General features: G+C 70.5%; 11 protein-coding genes and 1 tRNA gene. 5 read left to right on the forward strand and 7 right to left on the reverse strand.

Annotated features, from left to right (window positions below; translation table 11 throughout):
• The first annotated feature begins 337 nt into the window (after positions 1-337).
• Both ACIQ8J_RS16735 and ACIQ8J_RS16740 read left to right on the forward strand, forming a co-directional pair.
• The gene (locus ACIQ8J_RS16735; protein WP_403271528.1) at positions 338-1,729 is read left to right on the forward strand and encodes an NAD(P)/FAD-dependent oxidoreductase; all 1,392 of its coding nucleotides are present in this window, start codon (positions 338-340) and stop codon (positions 1,727-1,729) included.
• 226 nt (positions 1,730-1,955) lie between these two features.
• Complete coding sequence (locus ACIQ8J_RS16740) at positions 1,956-3,260, forward strand: class I SAM-dependent methyltransferase (RefSeq protein WP_403271530.1); 1,305 nt, start codon at positions 1,956-1,958, stop codon at positions 3,258-3,260.
• A 66-nt stretch (positions 3,261-3,326) separates the two neighbouring features.
• Here the strand turns inward: ACIQ8J_RS16740 and ACIQ8J_RS16745 are convergent, their stop codons facing one another.
• Positions 3,327-5,858 (reverse strand): ABC transporter permease, encoded by a 2,532-nt coding sequence (locus ACIQ8J_RS16745; RefSeq protein ID WP_403271531.1) that lies wholly within the window; start codon positions 5,856-5,858, stop codon positions 3,327-3,329.
• Positions 5,859-6,117: 259 nt separating this feature from the next.
• Positions 6,118-6,888: an ABC transporter ATP-binding protein gene (locus ACIQ8J_RS16750; RefSeq protein WP_403271533.1), complete on the reverse strand. Its 771-nt coding sequence runs from the start codon at positions 6,886-6,888 to the stop codon at positions 6,118-6,120.
• 455 nt (positions 6,889-7,343) lie between these two features.
• Between ACIQ8J_RS16750 and ACIQ8J_RS16755 the strand changes: the two genes are divergently transcribed.
• Positions 7,344-7,425, forward strand: a tRNA-Leu gene (locus ACIQ8J_RS16755).
• A gap of 155 nt (positions 7,426-7,580) precedes the next feature.
• On the forward strand, positions 7,581-8,426 hold the full coding sequence (locus ACIQ8J_RS16760) for a Bax inhibitor-1/YccA family protein (RefSeq protein ID WP_403271535.1): 846 nt from the start codon (positions 7,581-7,583) through the stop codon (positions 8,424-8,426).
• A 69-nt stretch (positions 8,427-8,495) separates the two neighbouring features.
• Here ACIQ8J_RS16760 and ACIQ8J_RS16765 read toward each other — a convergent pair whose 3' ends face one another.
• On the reverse strand, positions 8,496-9,896 hold the full coding sequence (locus ACIQ8J_RS16765; protein ID WP_403271537.1) for a glycoside hydrolase family 16 protein: 1,401 nt from the start codon (positions 9,894-9,896) through the stop codon (positions 8,496-8,498).
• Positions 9,897-10,179: 283 nt separating this feature from the next.
• Positions 10,180-10,410 (reverse strand): DUF4287 domain-containing protein, encoded by a 231-nt coding sequence (locus ACIQ8J_RS16770; RefSeq protein WP_053725101.1) that lies wholly within the window; start codon positions 10,408-10,410, stop codon positions 10,180-10,182.
• A gap of 100 nt (positions 10,411-10,510) precedes the next feature.
• Here ACIQ8J_RS16770 and ACIQ8J_RS16775 point away from each other — a divergent pair, with 100 nt between their 5' ends.
• On the forward strand, positions 10,511-10,837 hold the full coding sequence (locus ACIQ8J_RS16775) for a hypothetical protein (RefSeq protein ID WP_399056353.1): 327 nt from the start codon (positions 10,511-10,513) through the stop codon (positions 10,835-10,837).
• A gap of 21 nt (positions 10,838-10,858) precedes the next feature.
• Here the strand turns inward: ACIQ8J_RS16775 and ACIQ8J_RS16780 are convergent, their stop codons facing one another.
• The 3 genes from ACIQ8J_RS16780 to ACIQ8J_RS16790 form a co-directional block, all read right to left on the reverse strand.
• Positions 10,859-11,659, reverse strand: coding sequence for a hypothetical protein (locus tag ACIQ8J_RS16780; protein ID WP_403271662.1), 801 nt, complete (start codon positions 11,657-11,659; stop codon positions 10,859-10,861).
• A gap of 377 nt (positions 11,660-12,036) precedes the next feature.
• Positions 12,037-13,281 carry an acetyl-CoA C-acetyltransferase gene (locus ACIQ8J_RS16785; RefSeq protein WP_403271539.1) on the reverse strand — a complete coding sequence of 415 codons (1,245 nt, stop codon included), beginning with the start codon at positions 13,279-13,281 and terminating at the stop codon, positions 12,037-12,039.
• 552 nt (positions 13,282-13,833) lie between these two features.
• Positions 13,834-14,820: an SGNH/GDSL hydrolase family protein gene (locus tag ACIQ8J_RS16790; RefSeq protein ID WP_403271664.1), complete on the reverse strand. Its 987-nt coding sequence runs from the start codon at positions 14,818-14,820 to the stop codon at positions 13,834-13,836.
• Between the last annotated feature and the right edge of the window lie 159 nt (positions 14,821-14,979).

Here is a 14,979-nt window from a genome sequence, read left to right on the forward strand (position 1 = left end):
GTGCGAGAAAGTTCGTGAAGTTCTTCACAAGGAAAAGGGGTCCAGGGGCCCAGGTTTGTGGTCCAGGGACCGCTTTCCGAGGCCCAGGGACCCCTTCCGCGCGTAATCCAGACGGTGGTTGACGCGTTACGCCTGCGTTTCGTACGGCAGTGGTCCACCGGTCCCGGGGCCGTGCGGGCCAGTTCAGGGCGGGTGAACAACGTTCTCCCCTACACCGTGGTTCCCCGCGCGCGCCATGACCTCGGTCACGTGGGCCGCGCAGTGTAGCAGAGCCCTTGGTGAACCTTGTGAAGGGGCGCACGAGCAGGGGTGTCCGGGCAGGTGGATACTCGATGGCATGAGCACCACGGAGCGTCCCAGGATCCTCGTAGTAGGTGGCGGGTACGTAGGCCTGTACGCAGCGCGACGCATTCTGAAGAAGATGCGTTACGCGGAAGCGACCGTCACGGTCGTCGACCCGCGCTCGTACATGACGTACCAGCCCTTCCTCCCCGAAGCCGCCGCAGGCAGCATCTCGCCGCGCCACGTCGTCGTCCCGCTGCGGCGCGTCGTGCGCGGAGCCGAGGTGCTCACCGGCCGGGTCACCAGCATCGACCAGGACCGCAAGGTCGCCACGGTCGCGCCGCTCGTCGGCGAGGCCTACGAGCTGCCCTTCGACTACCTGGTCATCGCGATGGGTGCGGTCTCCCGCACCTTCCCGATCCCCGGTCTCGCCGAGCAGGGCATCGGCATGAAGGGCGTGGAGGAGGCCATCGGCCTGCGCAACCACGTTCTGGAGCAGCTCGACAAGGCCGACTCCACCACCGACGAGGACGTCCGCCGCAAGGCGCTGACCTTCGTCTTCGTGGGCGGCGGCTTCGCCGGTGCGGAGACCATAGGCGAGGTGGAGGACATGGCCCGCGACGCGGCCAAGTACTACACCAACGTCAAGCGCGAGGACATGCGCTTCGTCCTGGTCGACGCCGCCGACAAGATCCTTCCCGAGGTCGGCCCGGAGCTCGGCCGCTGGGGCAAGGAGCACCTGGAGAGCCGCGGCATCGAGATCTACCTCTCGACGTCGATGGACTCCTGCGTGGACGGCCACGTCGTGCTGAAGAACGGCCTGGAGGTCGACTCCAACACGATCGTGTGGACCGCGGGCGTCAAGCCCAACCCGGCGCTCTCCCGCTTCGGCCTCCCGCTCGGCCCGCGCGGTCACGTGGACGCCCAGCCGACCCTCCAGGTCACCGGCACCGACTACATCTGGGCCGCGGGCGACAACGCCCAGGTCCCGGACCTCGCCGCCCGCAAGGCCGGCGTGGAGAACGCCTGGTGCCCGCCGAACGCCCAGCACGCGCTGCGCCAGGCCAAGGTCCTCGGCGACAACGTGGTCTCCGGCATGCGGGGCTTCCCGCAGAAGGAGTACGCGCACGCCAACAAGGGCGCGGTGGCCGGTCTCGGCCTCCACAAGGGCGTCGCGATGATCGTCATGGGCAAGATGAAGATCAAGCTCAAGGGCCGGCTGGCCTGGTACATGCACCGTGGCTACCACGGTCTGGCCGTGCCGACCTGGAACCGCAAGATCCGCGTCATGGCCGACTGGACGCTCGCGATGTTCCTCAAGCGCGAGGTCGTCTCCCTCGGTGCGATGGAGACCCCGCGTGAGGAGTTCTACGAGGCGGCCAAGCCCGCCCCGGCTCCTGCGGCCAAGTCCGAGGACAAGGCAGGGGAGAAGGCCAAGGCCTCCTGACGCCTCGTCAGTAAGCAGTCCCGAAGGGGCCGTCCGCCATCCGTGGTGCGGACGGCCCCTTCGGCGTACCCGGCGTGCGACCGTCCTTCCATGATCGGTTCTCGGCCAGGAAGATGGCGGATACAGCCACTCTGCTGCTCCTGGGCGCGCTAGCGGGATTGCCGCGCGTCCGGGCAGTGTTGACCGGGGTGCTGGGACATTTCTGCGAGGTACGGAGGTGTGCACCATGGCCGATGCCGCGCTGCGGCTGACCGCTCTTGCCGAGGAACTGCTGGGAGAGGCCCTCCCGGTACGGATCCGCGCCTGGGACGGCAGCGAGGCGGGCCCGCCCGGCGCTCCGGTTCTCGTCGTACGCCACCGGCGCGCCCTGCGCCGCCTGCTGTGGAAGCCGGGTGAACTCGGGCTCGCCCGCGCCTGGGTGGCCGGCGAGATCGACGTCGAGGGAGACCTGTACCAGGCCCTCGGCCTGCTCGCCGGGCTGATCTGGGAGCGGGGCGGCGACCCGAAGGACGCCGTGCATCCGGTGCGCGACCCGAGGCTGCGGGCCGCCGCCAAGGCGCTGCTCAAGCTGGGCGGCGCGCTGCCCCCGCCGGCCCCGCCCGCCGAGGAGATGCGGCGCCGCAGCGGACCGCTGCACACCAAGCGCCGCGACAAGGAGGCGATCAGCCACCACTACGACGTCGGCAACGACTTCTACGAGCTGGTCCTCGGCCCGTCGATGGTCTACTCGTGCGCGTACTGGGAGAGCCCCGAGGCCACCCTGGAGGACGCGCAGCGCGACAAACTCGACCTGATCTGCCGCAAGCTGGCCCTCAAGGAGGACGAGCGGCTGCTGGACGTCGGCTGCGGCTGGGGGTCGATGGCCATCCACGCGGCCCGCGAGTACGGCGTCCGCGTCGTCGGCATCACGCTCTCGCGCGAGCAGGCGGCGTACGCCCGCAAGCGGATCGCCGAGGAGGGGCTCACCGACCGGATCGAGATCCGCGTCCAGGACTACCGGGACGTCAGGGACGGCCCGTTCGACGCGATCTCCTCCATCGGCATGGCCGAACACGTCGGCTCGGTGCGCTACCGGGAGTACGCGGACACCCTGCACGGGCTGCTCAAGGAGGGCGGCCGGCTGCTCAACCACCAGATCGCCCGGCGCCCCGAACGGGACGAATCGGAGTACCGCGTGGATGAGTTCATCGATGCGTACGTCTTCCCCGACGGCGAGCTCGCCCCGCTCGGCCGCACGCTGGCCACCCTGGAGGAGGCCGGCTTCGAGGCCCGCGATGTCGAACCGATCCGGGAGCACTACGCCCTGACGCTGCGTCACTGGGTGGCGAACCTGGAGTCCGACTGGGCGCGCGCCGTGCGGTACACCAGCGCCGGGCGGGCCCGGATCTGGCGGCTGTACATGGCGGCCTCCGCGCTCTCCTTCGAGCGCAACCGGATCGGCGTCAACCAGATCCTCGCCGTGAAGACCCCGGTGGGCGGCGCCTCGGGGATGCCGCTGCGGGCCCGCACCTGGGGCGCGCCGCAGGCGTGAGGACGTGCCCCGCGACGCGAAAGGGCCCCCGGGAGATCTCCCGGGGGCCCTGCACCGTCCGTACCGCTACTCGGTCTTGATCGCGGTCAGCATGTTCAGCTTCGCGGCGCTGCGGGCCGGCCACATCGCGGCGAGCACGCCCACCAGGCCGGCGAGGAGCAGGAAGATGCCGATCCGGTCCCACGGGATGACCAGGGCGTAGTTCGGGATCGAGCCCTTGATGGTCTGGCCGATGGCCCAGGCGAGGAAGGAACCGAGGCCGACGCCGATCACCGCGCCGAACACCGAGATGACGACGGCCTCCAGCCGGATCATGCGCTTGACCTTGCGGCGGTCCAGGCCGATCGCGCGCAGCATGCCGATCTCCTGCTGGCGCTCGAACACCGACATCGCGAGGGTGTTGACGACACCGAGGACCGCGATGATCAGGGCCATCGCGAGCAGGCCGTACATGATGTTCAGCAGCGTGTTGATCATGCCGCCGAACTCGTTGCGGATGTCCTGCTGGTCCATGATGCTGATCGCCGGGTTGTCACCGAGCGCGCTGACCAGGGCCTTCTCATGGGCGCTGGTGGCGCCGCCGTTCATCTTGACGAAGACCTGCGGGATGTACGGCTTGGTCTCGTGCCCGTCGAACAGCGCGGTCGAGCCCATGATCGGCGACAGGAACTCGTTCGCCTTGTACGTCGCGCCGATCGTCAGCTCGGCCTTCTTCTTGTCGTCGAACTCGACGGCGATCTTGGAGCCCGGCTTCCAGCCGTGCTTCGCGGCCGTCTTGTCGTCCACGGCCAGCTGCCCCTGGCCGAGCGTGGCCAGCGAACCGGTCAGCGGCTCGATGGTGACGACCTTCTCGATGTCACCCGGGGTCACCGCGGACACCGACTGGCTGTCGCCGTCGATCTTCAGGTACGAGGACTGCTGCGGGGAGACCGCCGAGACGCCCGGCGCGTTGCGCAGCGCCGTCACCGCTTCCTGGTCCAGGGCGGAGCCACGGGCCGCCATCTGGACCATGTAGTCGGCCTTGATGTTGTCCGTGGTCATCTTGTCGATCGCGGTGCCGAGCGTGACGCCGAGCACCGAGAGGCCGGTGACCAGGGTCAGGCCGATGGCGAGCGCGGAGGCGGTGGCGCCGGTGCGGCGCGGGTTGCGCACCGCGTTCTGGCTGGCCAGCTTGCCGGAGACACCGAACACCTTGCCGAGCGCGGGACGCACCAGCGCGATGACCGGGCGGGAGAGCAGCGGGATCAGGATGATGACGCCGACCAGGGCCAGGAAGGCGCCGAACCCGATGAGCCCCTTGCCGTCCTTGCCCGCCGCGGCACCCCCCATGATCGCGGCTGCACCGCCGAGGGTGATGACGCCGCCGATGGAGTTCCGTACCACCAGGGACTTGGTGGTGGCCACGCCGTGCACGCTGTTCATCGCCGCCACCGGCGGGATCTTCGCGGCCCGCCAGGCCGGCAGCAGGGCGGCGATCAGCGTGACGAACACGCCGACGGCCAGCGCGGAGATCACCGGGGTCGCCGAGATGATCAGCGGGCCGTCCGGCAGCTTGGCGCCGAAGGCGCTCATCGCGGAGCGCAGTCCGGTCGCGAGACCGAGGCCGAGCGCGAAGCCGATCGCGGAGGCGATCGTGCCGACCACCAGCGCCTCGGCCAGCACCGAGCGGCGGACCTGGCCGCGCGAGGCGCCGACGGCGCGCATCAGGGCCAGCTCACGGGTGCGCTGGGCGACCAGCATGGTGAACGTGTTGGAGATCAGGAAGATGCCGACGAACAGAGCGATGGCGGCGAAGGCGAGCAGCGTCTGGTTGAGGCCGCTGAGGCCCTGCTCGATGTCCTTGGCGTCCTGGGCGGCGAGCTCCTGGCCGGTCTTGGCGTGGGCGTCCTTGGGGAGCAGCGGCTTGACCTCGGTGAGGATCTTCTGCGCGTCGGCGCCGGGGGTGGCGGCCACGCTCACGCTCTGGAAGAAGCCCGGCTTGAGGTAGAGCTGCTGGGCGACGGGGGTGTCGAACAGGACGAGGCTGCCGCCCGCGTTGACCGCGCCGTCCTCGGTGGTGAAGATGCCGCTGAGCTTGTACTTCTTCACCGGCCCGTTGGTGGCGACCCGCACGGTGTCGCCCACCGAGTACTCGCCCTTCTTGGCGGTGTCCTTGTCGAGGGCGATCTGGCCGTCCTGCACCGGGCCCGAGCCCTCGGCGAAGGTGTACGCCGGGTCCTTGCCGTCCTTGCCGGGGGCGAAGTTGCCGCCCTTGTTGGCCCAGCCCTGGCCGATCAGCTTGCCGTCGGTGCCGGCCACACCGGCGAAGCCCTCCACCCGGCCGGTGGCGGAGGCCACCCCGTCGAGCTGCCCGATCCGCTGCAGGGTCTGCTTGCTGACCCCGGGGTCGCGCGCGGCGTCGTCGCGGCTGCCGTACGAGGTGATGGCGACGGCCACCTTGTCGTAGCTCTTGGACGACTGCTTGCGGAAGGCGTTGCCGAGGGTGTCGGTGAAGACGAGGGTGCCGGACACGAAGGCGACGCCGAGCATGACGGCAAGCACCGTCATCAGCAGCCGTGCCTTGTGCGCGAGCACATTGCGCAGGGCGGTTTTGAACATGGGGTTTCTCAGTCCTGGGAGATCGTGGGCCCGGCAGCGGGAAATCCGGGGGCCGAAAATTCGGGTAGCCGGAAAATCAGCCCCTCATGGGGGTCCCCCTGGCCCTTGAGGCCTTGGGGGAGTTCGAGGAGCGGGGGTCTGGGGGCGGAGCCCCCAGCGGTACCGGGTGCGGGCACGGGGGCCCGGGGCGAAGGAAGCGGGAAGGCCAAGGGGCGAAGCGGCCAGGGGGCCCGGGGGCCAAGCCCCCAGCGGCTCGGGGTCAGCTGGTGCGGCCCTTGGCGTCGAAGGCCTTCATCCGGTCCAGCACCCCGTCCGCCGTCGGCTGGAGCATCTCGTCCACGATCCGCCCGTCGGCGAGGAATATGACGCGGTCGGCGTAGGACGCGGCGACCGGGTCGTGGGTCACCATGACGACGGTCTGCCCGAGCTCCCGTACCGAATTGCGCAGGAAGCCGAGCACCTCCGCGCCGGAGCGCGAGTCCAGGTTTCCGGTCGGCTCGTCACCGAAGATGATCTCCGGCTGGGAGGCGAGCGCGCGGGCCACGGCGACGCGCTGCTGCTGGCCGCCGGAGAGCTGGGTGGGGCGGTGGCCGAGCCGGTCGGCCAGGCCCACCATCGAGATGACCTGGTCCAGCCACTGCTTGTCCGGCTTGCGCCCGGCGATATCCATCGGCAGCGTGATGTTTTCGAGGGCGGTCAGCGTCGGCAGCAGGTTGAACGCCTGGAAGATGAAGCCGATCTTGTCGCGGCGCAACTGCGTGAGCTGCTTGTCCTTGAGCGAGCTCAGCTCGGTCTCACCGATGCGGACCGAGCCGGAGCTGAACGAGTCGAGGCCCGCGACGCAGTGCATCAGCGTCGACTTGCCGGAGCCGGACGGGCCCATGATCGCGGTGAACTCGCCCTGGCGGAAGTCGACCGTGACCCGCTCCAGGGCGACCACCTGGGTCTCGCCCGTGCCGTAGACCTTCGACAGCTCGACGGCGCGGGCGGCCACCGCGGTTGCGCGGTGGGCGATGGGGGTGGTGGTCACGGAGGTACTCCTGTCGAAGCAGCGTGCGGGGACTTCTCCATCCTCTCCGCCGCCGGGCGCCGGATCGTCAGTCCCTGTGCCCGTTCACCGGCCCTCTTGAGTCGGACGGAAGACCCCCCTCCGTCCTCCTGAGGTATGACGGCGTCCCTGAGACGCAAGCGGGCTCCAGCCGGGCTCCGGCGGTGCTCCGGCGGGAGTCCGTTCCGGCTCGACCGGCGTCTGGCAGTGTGCGGTGCGGGGTGGTTCGGGCATCGAATTTCCGTCATTCCGGACCCGGACACCCAGATGCCCGGGACGCCCTGCCAACCGCCTCCGGCATGTGCCAACACTGCCCCGAGCTGTGCTGACGCACCCTCAGGCGTCAATAAAATAAGACAACATCGGGTGGTTGTTCCGCTGTTCGGGGGATGCGTCGGGCTAGGCTCGTCCCGCGAAACGCGGAGCCGCGCGCCCTGGCCCGGATGGTGGAATGCAGACACGGCGAGCTTAAACCTCGCTGGCCTTCGGGCCGTGCCGGTTCGAGTCCGGCTCCGGGCACATCAGCAGTTTGCGGACCCCCGCGCGTCGGGGCGCCGGACCCTTGCACCCCCCTCTTCCACCCGCGAAGATCCTCCCTGAGCAGTACGACGGTTTCTTTGCGTGCCTATTACCCTTGACGGCAAGGCCGCGCCCGGCGGCCATGGAGGAGTGAGATGAGGAGCAGCAACCCGGTCTTCTCGCGACGGGGGTTCAGCCGCGACAGCGGTTACGCGGGTTTCAACACCGCGCCGCAGGCCGGGGGCAACCCGTACGCGACGAATCCGTACGCGCAGCAGGACACGCAGTACGGCGCCCCGCAGGCGCCGACCCGCTCCAACGTGATGACCATCGACGACGTCGTCACGCGGACCGCGATGACGCTCGGCACGGTCGTCGTGGGCGCCGTTCTCGCGTGGCTCGCGCTGCCCGTCGACCACGCCAACATCAACAAGTCGTACGGCATCGCGGGCGGTGCGGCGCTGGTCGCGTTCGTCCTGGCGATGATCCAGTCCTTCAAGCGCAAGCCGGTTCCCGCGCTGATCCTCGGGTACGCCGCCCTGGAGGGCGTCTTCCTCGGCGTGATCAGCTCCGCCGTCACGACCTATGTGTCGGCGGGCGCGGTTCCGCAGGCGGTGCTCGGCACCATGGCGGTCTTCGCCGGCGTGCTCATCGCGTACAAGACGCGGCTGATCCGGGTCAACCGCCGCTTCGTCGGCTTCGTCATGGCGGCCGCCATCGGCTTCGTGCTGCTGATGCTGGTCAACATGCTGTTCTCGGTCTTCGGCGGCGGTGACGGCCTCGGCTTCCGCAGCGGCGGTCTCGGCATCGTCTTCGGAATCATCGGCATCATCCTCGGCGCCTGCTTCCTGGCCATCGACTTCAAGCAGGTCGAGGACGGGATCACCTACGGCGCCCCGCGCGAGGAGTCCTGGCTGGCGGCCTTCGGCCTCACCATGACCCTGGTGTGGATCTACCTGGAGGCGCTGCGGCTGATCTCCATCCTGCAGGGCAACGACTGACAGGACTGAGCATCAGGAGGGGCCCGTCCGGCAGCCGCCGGGCGGGCCCCTTGCTGCGTGCCGGGGTCGTCAGTGGCCGAAGCCGAACCAGTTGACGTTCACGAAGTCGGCGCTCTGGCCGCTGCTGAAGGTCAGGTAGACGTCGTGGGTGCCGGTGATGCCGCTGATGTTGGCCGGGACCGTCCGCCAGCTCTGCCAGCCGCCCGTGTTGCCGACGGCGAGACTGCCGACCGGCGCGCTGCTCAGGCTGTCCAGGCGTACCTCCACCAGACCGCTGACCCCGCCGGCCGCGCCGCTCGCGACCCGGGCGTAGAACTGCCTGGCCGCCGTCGTGCCGAAGTCGACGCCCTTGTAGAGCGCCCAGTCGCCGTTGGCGGCGCTCCCGATGTCCTGGCCGCCGCCGGTGTCGGTGGTGGCCTCCGTCGTCAGACCGGACTGCTGGTCGTAGGACTCGGCCTGGACGGTGCTGTACGCGTCGCGGCCGCCGGACGGCGGGGTGCTGGTGGGCGGGGTCGAGCCGGAGCCCGCCGACTGCAGGACGGTGACGTAGTCGACCAGCAGGGAGTGGCCCGGCTCGGTGTTGCCGTCGGGGCCGCCGCCGAAGGCGCCCGGGAATCCGCCGCCCATCGCCACGTTCAGGATGACGAAGTAGCCATGGTTGGTGGCGTTGGCCCAGGTCGTGGCGTCGACCTGGTTCTGGCTCACGGTGTGGAAGTTGACGCCGTCGAGGTAGAAGCGCATCTGCTCGACGGCGGTGGAGCGGTCCCACTCCACCGCGTACGTGTGGAAGCCGCCCTGGCAGGTGGTGCCGGAGCAGGCCTGCTGGCCGCCGATGCCGGTGGTCTCGTTGCAGGGGCCGCCGGGGCTGGTGCCGCAGTGCATGGTCGACCAGTTGTTGTTGAGGCCCTGGACGTTCTCCATGATGTCGAGCTCGCCTATGCCCGGCCAGTTCCAGTAGTTGCCGCGGAACGGCGCGCCCAGCATCCAGAACGCCGGCCAGTAGCCCTTGGCTGCGGCGCCCGTCACGTCCGGCATCTGCAGGCGCGCCTCGACGCGGAGCTTGCCGCCCGCCGGGGGCTGGAAGTCGGTGCGCCTGGTCTCGATGCGGCCCGAGGTCCAGTGGCCCGCGGCGTCGCGCTGCGGGGTGATGCGCAGGTGCCCGGCGCCGTCGAGCGCGACGTTGCTGGTGGACGAGGTCATGGTCTCGACCTCGCCGGTGCCGAACCCGGCCGGGCCGCCGGGATAGCTGGTGCCGGTCGTGTACTGCCAGTTCGCGGTGTCCACCCCCGAGCCCGCCGGGCCGTTGAAGTCGTCGGTGAAGACGGTGGACCAGCCCGCGGGGGGCGCCGGGGCGGAGGCGCTGGCGGGCAGCGTGACGACCGCGGCGGCGGCCGCCGCGAGGCCGAGCGTGGAGAGCACGGCGATCACGGCTCGCCTGGCGGGGTGGCGTCTGCGGGGTGTCGGGCGCATGTGGGGGTGCCTCTCTCGGAAAGAGGGCGCTCTGAGAGCGCTCTCAGCGACGGGCTGCGCGGTCACTGTGCTCCCCGTCATCCGGAGCGTCAAGAGGTAAAGCAGTGAAAGCCCTTACAGGGAAGGCGAGTTCACCTACTGAAGGCGTACGGAGTGAGTGCGGGGTGCCGCGCGGGTCCGGGCAGCACTTCGCCCCGCCGACCGGTCACCGGCGGGGCGAAGAGGCTGAGCACTTCCTTTCGGAAGCGGAGCACTTCCTCCCGGAAGTGGATTTCCTCCCGGACTAGAGCAGGCGGCGTGCGGCCCGCCTCAGGTCGTACTCATGGATGATCGCCTTGGCGTGCCCATAGGCGAGATCGTGCTCGCTCCGGAGCCAGCTGACCTTCTCCTCGAAACGGAAGAGGGAGGGGCCTTCCTCGACGGTGCGGAGCCAGTCGGACACTTCACGACCGGTGCAATGGGGGATGCGGGAGAGCAGGTTGCGATGGGTCTCTTCGGAGAAGACTTGGGACATCGGCGCCTCCGGAGGCATTGCGCTTACTGGTCCTTCACTGCACCGTGCCTGAGGGTTCGCGTATTGGCAACAGTGCGGGGGAGGCGCGTAGGGTCGCGGCGTGCTTGATGTGAACCCCTTGATCTTGGCCGTCGACCGTTTCGCCGACCGGCTGCGCGCCGCTCCCGAGAGCCGGCTGCGGCGCGGTGCCGCGGCCGAAGGGCTGGCGCTGGCAAGGGAGTTGGCCGTGCGCGCGCAGCGCGTCGAGGACCCGGAGCGCGAGCCGCTGGTCATGCCGGACGCCGGAGTGTTCGCGGTCGCCGATCAAGTGGCCGTCGCCGGACGGGATTTGGCGGAGGCGCTGCGCACGGCGACGGCCCCGCCCGGCGGGGAGCCGGACGGGGCCGTGGAACTGGTGGAAGCCGCGGGGGAGCGGGCCTTCGGCTAGGGGGTGCCCCCTCGGCCGGGCTCAGAGCGAGGCGATGACCCGGTCGGCGAGGATGTAGACGCTCTCCTCGCCGCACGAGAACGTCAGCGCGTACGCGCCGGACACTCCGGAGCCGCCGAGCAGGACGGGGGCGTCGCCCGCGTCCAGGGCCTCGGCGAGGCGGTCCGCGGTCTCGCGGTGGCCCGGGGTCATGCAGAGCGTGGTGCCGTCGGTGAAGACGTACACGTCGAGCGTGCCCAGCGGTCCCGGGCGTACCTCCGCGAGCGCGGTACGGGCCTCGGCGAGCTCCTCCAGGCGGGAGACGGTGGCCTCGTGGTCCGCGACGACCGGCGTCTGGACGGGTACGAAGTCGGGGTGCGAGGGGTGGCGGCGGCGGGCCGCGGCGAGCTCGGGGGAGTCCTCGGGGAACTCCTCGACCGTTTCGAGGGCCTCGGCCTCCAGGCCCACGAAGTCCGCCTGGCGGGGCATGAAGAAGGCGGCGTCCTCGCCGAGGCCGCCCAGTCCGCCGAGCATCGAGGAGGGGGCGTCGGCGGCGTCCCTGGCCTCCTGGGCCGCCCAGAAGGCGCGCGCCTCGGCCAGCTCCCGCTCCCGCTCCTCGGCCAGCGCCTCGGCCACGGCGGCGCGTATTTCGGCGGCCGGGGTGGCACCGGCGCGGGACTGCTGGGGCACGGTGACGCTGCGATCGGTACGGCGTTCGGTACGGGCGGCTGCCAGGTCTTCGCGCAGAGCCACGACCTGCTTGCGCAGCCCGTGGGCAGCGTGCAGGGCAGCGGCGCCCACGGCCGTGGCAGCGGCCGTGGTCAGCAGCAGGGCAAGAGGCATGGCGCTCACTGACTTACTCCCGGATTCAAACGATTCCCCGACTTCCTACATCAGCTTGTCGTGAGCCCGCTCCTGCTGTCAGTGCATTACGTCACGAAATGGACAGGTCTTTTGGCCCGGTGTATCTGGCCATACTGGTCCTGACCTGCGGAAATCAATCTCCCCCAGGAGATACGTCACATCCTGGGGGAGATTCGGTCACGGTTAGGACGCGGCACGGTTGCCTGTGCGTGGCCTGTGGGACGCGTGCGCCCAGGTCAGCGGGGCCCTGTTCGTTCAACCTGTGGTGGGCGGAGCGTCAACCGGCGGGCGGGGAGCGGTCAACCCGACGGGCCGATGGGCAGCCGGACGGGTCGACGGGCAATCGGGACGCTGCGTCAGCTGAGGCGCTCGATGACCATGGCCATGCCCTGGCCGCCGCCCACGCACATCGTCTCCAGGCCGAACTGCTTGTCGTGGAACTGGAGGCTGTTGATCAGCGTGCCGGTGATGCGGGCGCCGGTCATGCCGAAGGGGTGGCCCACCGCGATGGCGCCGCCGTTGACGTTCAGCTTGTCCAGCGGGATGCCGAGGTCCTGGTAGGACGGGATCACCTGGGCGGCGAAGGCCTCGTTGATCTCGAACAGGTCGATGTCGTCGACGGTGAGCCCGGCGCGCTTGAGGGCCTGGCGGCTGGCCTCGACCGGGCCGAGGCCCATGATCTCGGGGGAGAGCCCGGTGACGCCGGTGGAGACGATCCGGGCCAGCGGGGTCAGGCCGAGCTCCCGCGCCTTGGTGTCGCTCATGATCACGAGGGCGGCGGCGCCGTCGTTCAGCGGGCAGCAGTTGCCGGCGGTGACGAGCCCGTCCGGGCGGAAGACCGGCTTGAGGCCCTGTACGCCCTCGACGGTGACGCCCGCGCGCGGACCGTCGTCCTTGCTGACGACGGTGCCGTCCGGGGTGGTGACCGGGGTGATCTCCCGCTCCCAGAAGCCGTTCTTGATGGCTTCCTCGGCGAGGTTCTGCGACCGCACGCCGAACTCGTCCATCTCCTGGCGCGAGACGCCCTTGAGGCGGGCGAGGTTCTCGGCGGTCTGGCCCATCGCGATGTACGCGTCCGGGACCAGGCCCGCGGCGGAGCCGCTATCAGACACAGTCTCGCGCGGGTCGTGCCAGTCGGCGCCCTCGGACTGTGCGACGGCGGCGGTGCGGGCCTCGGCGTCGGCGAAGAACGGGTTGTGGGTGTCGGGGAGGCCGTCGCTGCTGCCCTTGACGGACCGGGACACCATCTCGACACCCGCCGAGATGAACACGTCGCCCTCTCCCGCCTTGATGGCGTGCAGGGCCATGCGGGAGGTCTGGAGCGAGGAGGAGCAGTACCGGGTGATCGTGCATCCCGGGAGGTGGTCCATGCCCATCTGCACGGCCACGATCCGGCCCAGGTTGTGCCCCTGCTCGCCACCGGGCAGGCCGCAGCCGAGCATGAGGTCGTCGATGTCGCGCGGGTCGAGACCGGGGACCTTGGCGAGGGCGGCCTCGATGATCGTGGCGGTCAGGTCGTCCGGGCGCAGGTCCTTGAGGGAACCCTTGAAGGCGCGGCCGATGGGGGAACGGGCGGCAGAGACGATCACGGCTTCGGGCATCACGGCTCCAGGGGGCTGAGAAGGCAGGACTCTCTGGGAAGTTACCCGTACGTAGTGGATTGGTCATCCGGGGTGGCGTGTGATGCGGGACTCTTTTCTAAGCGGTTGCTCAGGTCGAGGGAGGCGCGCTCTCCGTACCCGCCCGCCTATTGCGCGGAATTGAATCGCCCGGCCCCCTCAAGAACCGGGGGCTGCGCCCCCAGACCCCCGTGCCCTTGGTCTGCGGCCCGGTGGTCGGTTGTGCTACCTGTTCTGCCCTTCGGAACGATTGCCCACAACCTGAGGGGCGAAAAAATCAAGCCCCTCCGGCGCTTGAGGAGCGGGGTCCGGGGCGCAGCCCCGAGGGGTGCAGGGGCGCAGCCCCGAGGGGGGGGCCGGGGGCGGAGCCCCGAGGGGGGCCGGGGCGCAGCCCCCGAAGGGGGTGCAGGGGGCGGAGCCCCCGCTGGGGTTCGAGGGGCGGAGCCCCTCAGGGGGTCTGGGGCGCAGCCCCAGGGGTCAGCCTTCTCAACTCCGAGTCACGGGCGGGCGGGTGGGCAAACCCCCAGCGCGCCCCTACGGCTCTGCCGGGGAGCTGTGGGGGGTCGGTTCGGCCGGGGCGGGGAGGCGGCGGCGCCGGCGGTGCTTCAGGAGGGCCCAGGGGGCGCGGGCCGCCGCGACCTCCGTACCCGCCTGCGCCGCCGCCGCGGACGCCGCCCTGGCCACCGGCAGAATGTCCTCGTTCCGCGACGCGTCGGGGTGGTCGGACTCCGGCCACAGCCCGAGCGAGGCGCACAGCGTGGGCAGCACCGCCATCGCCGCAGTCGCGTACCCCTCGGCCGAGGGGTGGTAGTTGTCGGGCCCGAACAGCTCCCGGGGGTTCGCCTCGAACTCCGGGCCGAGCAGGTGGCCGAGCGACACCGTGCGGCCCCCCTGCTCCACCACCACGATCGTCTGCGCCGCCGCGAGCTGCCGCGAGACCCGCCGGGCCAGCCAGCGCAGCGGCTGGTAGACGGGTTCGATGGTGCCGAGGTCGGGGCAGGTGCCGACGACCACCTCGGCCCCGGCGGTACGCAGCCGGCGTACGGCGGTGGACAGGTAGCGCACCGATGCCGTCGGCGCCATCCGTGTGGTGACGTCGTTCGCGCCGATCATGATCACGCAGACGTCCGGGGTGCGGTCGGGGTCTTCGAGCAGGAGGGAGACCTGGCGTTCCAGGTCGTCCGAGCGGGCCCCGGGCAGCGCCACGTTCCGCAGGGTGACCATGCGCTCGGCGACCGCCGCGAGCCCCGAGGCCAGCAGCGCGGCCGGGGTCTGCCCCGCTCTGCGCACACCCTGGCCGGCCGCCGTCGAGTCGCCCAGCATGCCGAGCCTGATCGGCGGCGTACCGTCGGCGAAGGCGGTTCCGTAGAGGCCGTCCGCGGTGGGGGCGTGCGGGGATCCGCCGCCCACCAGGCGCTTGGCGAGAGCCACCTCGGCCAGGACGACGCCGACGGTGGCCCCGGCGAGCAGCCCGATGCTGCCGCCGCCGAACGCCGCGCCCGTCGCGATCCGCCGTGCCACCCTGGCTCTCGACAGAGTCCCCGACACCGCCACCTCCTAGCGTCGCAGTCGTACACCACCTAACTGCCCGGTGGCGGGTGTCGCTCAATCCAGCGGCAAGGTGAACAGCCCCGTCGTACTCCGCATACGCTGGCAGAACCTAATCGGAGACCCGGAGAC

The organism is Streptomyces sp. NPDC094147 (assembly GCF_044764265.1).
Taxonomy (GTDB): domain Bacteria; phylum Actinomycetota; class Actinomycetes; order Streptomycetales; family Streptomycetaceae; genus Streptomyces.

Bases quoted from the DNA above. Each gene is read 5' to 3' on its own strand.
- ACIQ8J_RS16785 (WP_403271539.1), bottom strand. From the start codon at position 13,281: ATGCCCGAAGCCGTGATCGTCTCTGCCGCCCGTTCCCCCATCGGCCGC.
- ACIQ8J_RS16740 (WP_403271530.1), top strand. From the start codon at position 1,956: ATGGCCGATGCCGCGCTGCGGCTGACCGCTCTTGCCGAGGAACTGCTG.
- ACIQ8J_RS16735 (WP_403271528.1), top strand. From the start codon at position 338: ATGAGCACCACGGAGCGTCCCAGGATCCTCGTAGTAGGTGGCGGGTAC.
- ACIQ8J_RS16765 (WP_403271537.1), bottom strand. From the start codon at position 9,896: ATGCGCCCGACACCCCGCAGACGCCACCCCGCCAGGCGAGCCGTGATC.
- ACIQ8J_RS16760 (WP_403271535.1), top strand. From the start codon at position 7,581: ATGAGGAGCAGCAACCCGGTCTTCTCGCGACGGGGGTTCAGCCGCGAC.
- ACIQ8J_RS16745 (WP_403271531.1), bottom strand. From the start codon at position 5,858: ATGTTCAAAACCGCCCTGCGCAATGTGCTCGCGCACAAGGCACGGCTG.
- ACIQ8J_RS16770 (WP_053725101.1), bottom strand. From the start codon at position 10,410: ATGTCCCAAGTCTTCTCCGAAGAGACCCATCGCAACCTGCTCTCCCGC.
- ACIQ8J_RS16780 (WP_403271662.1), bottom strand. From the start codon at position 11,659: ATGCCTCTTGCCCTGCTGCTGACCACGGCCGCTGCCACGGCCGTGGGC.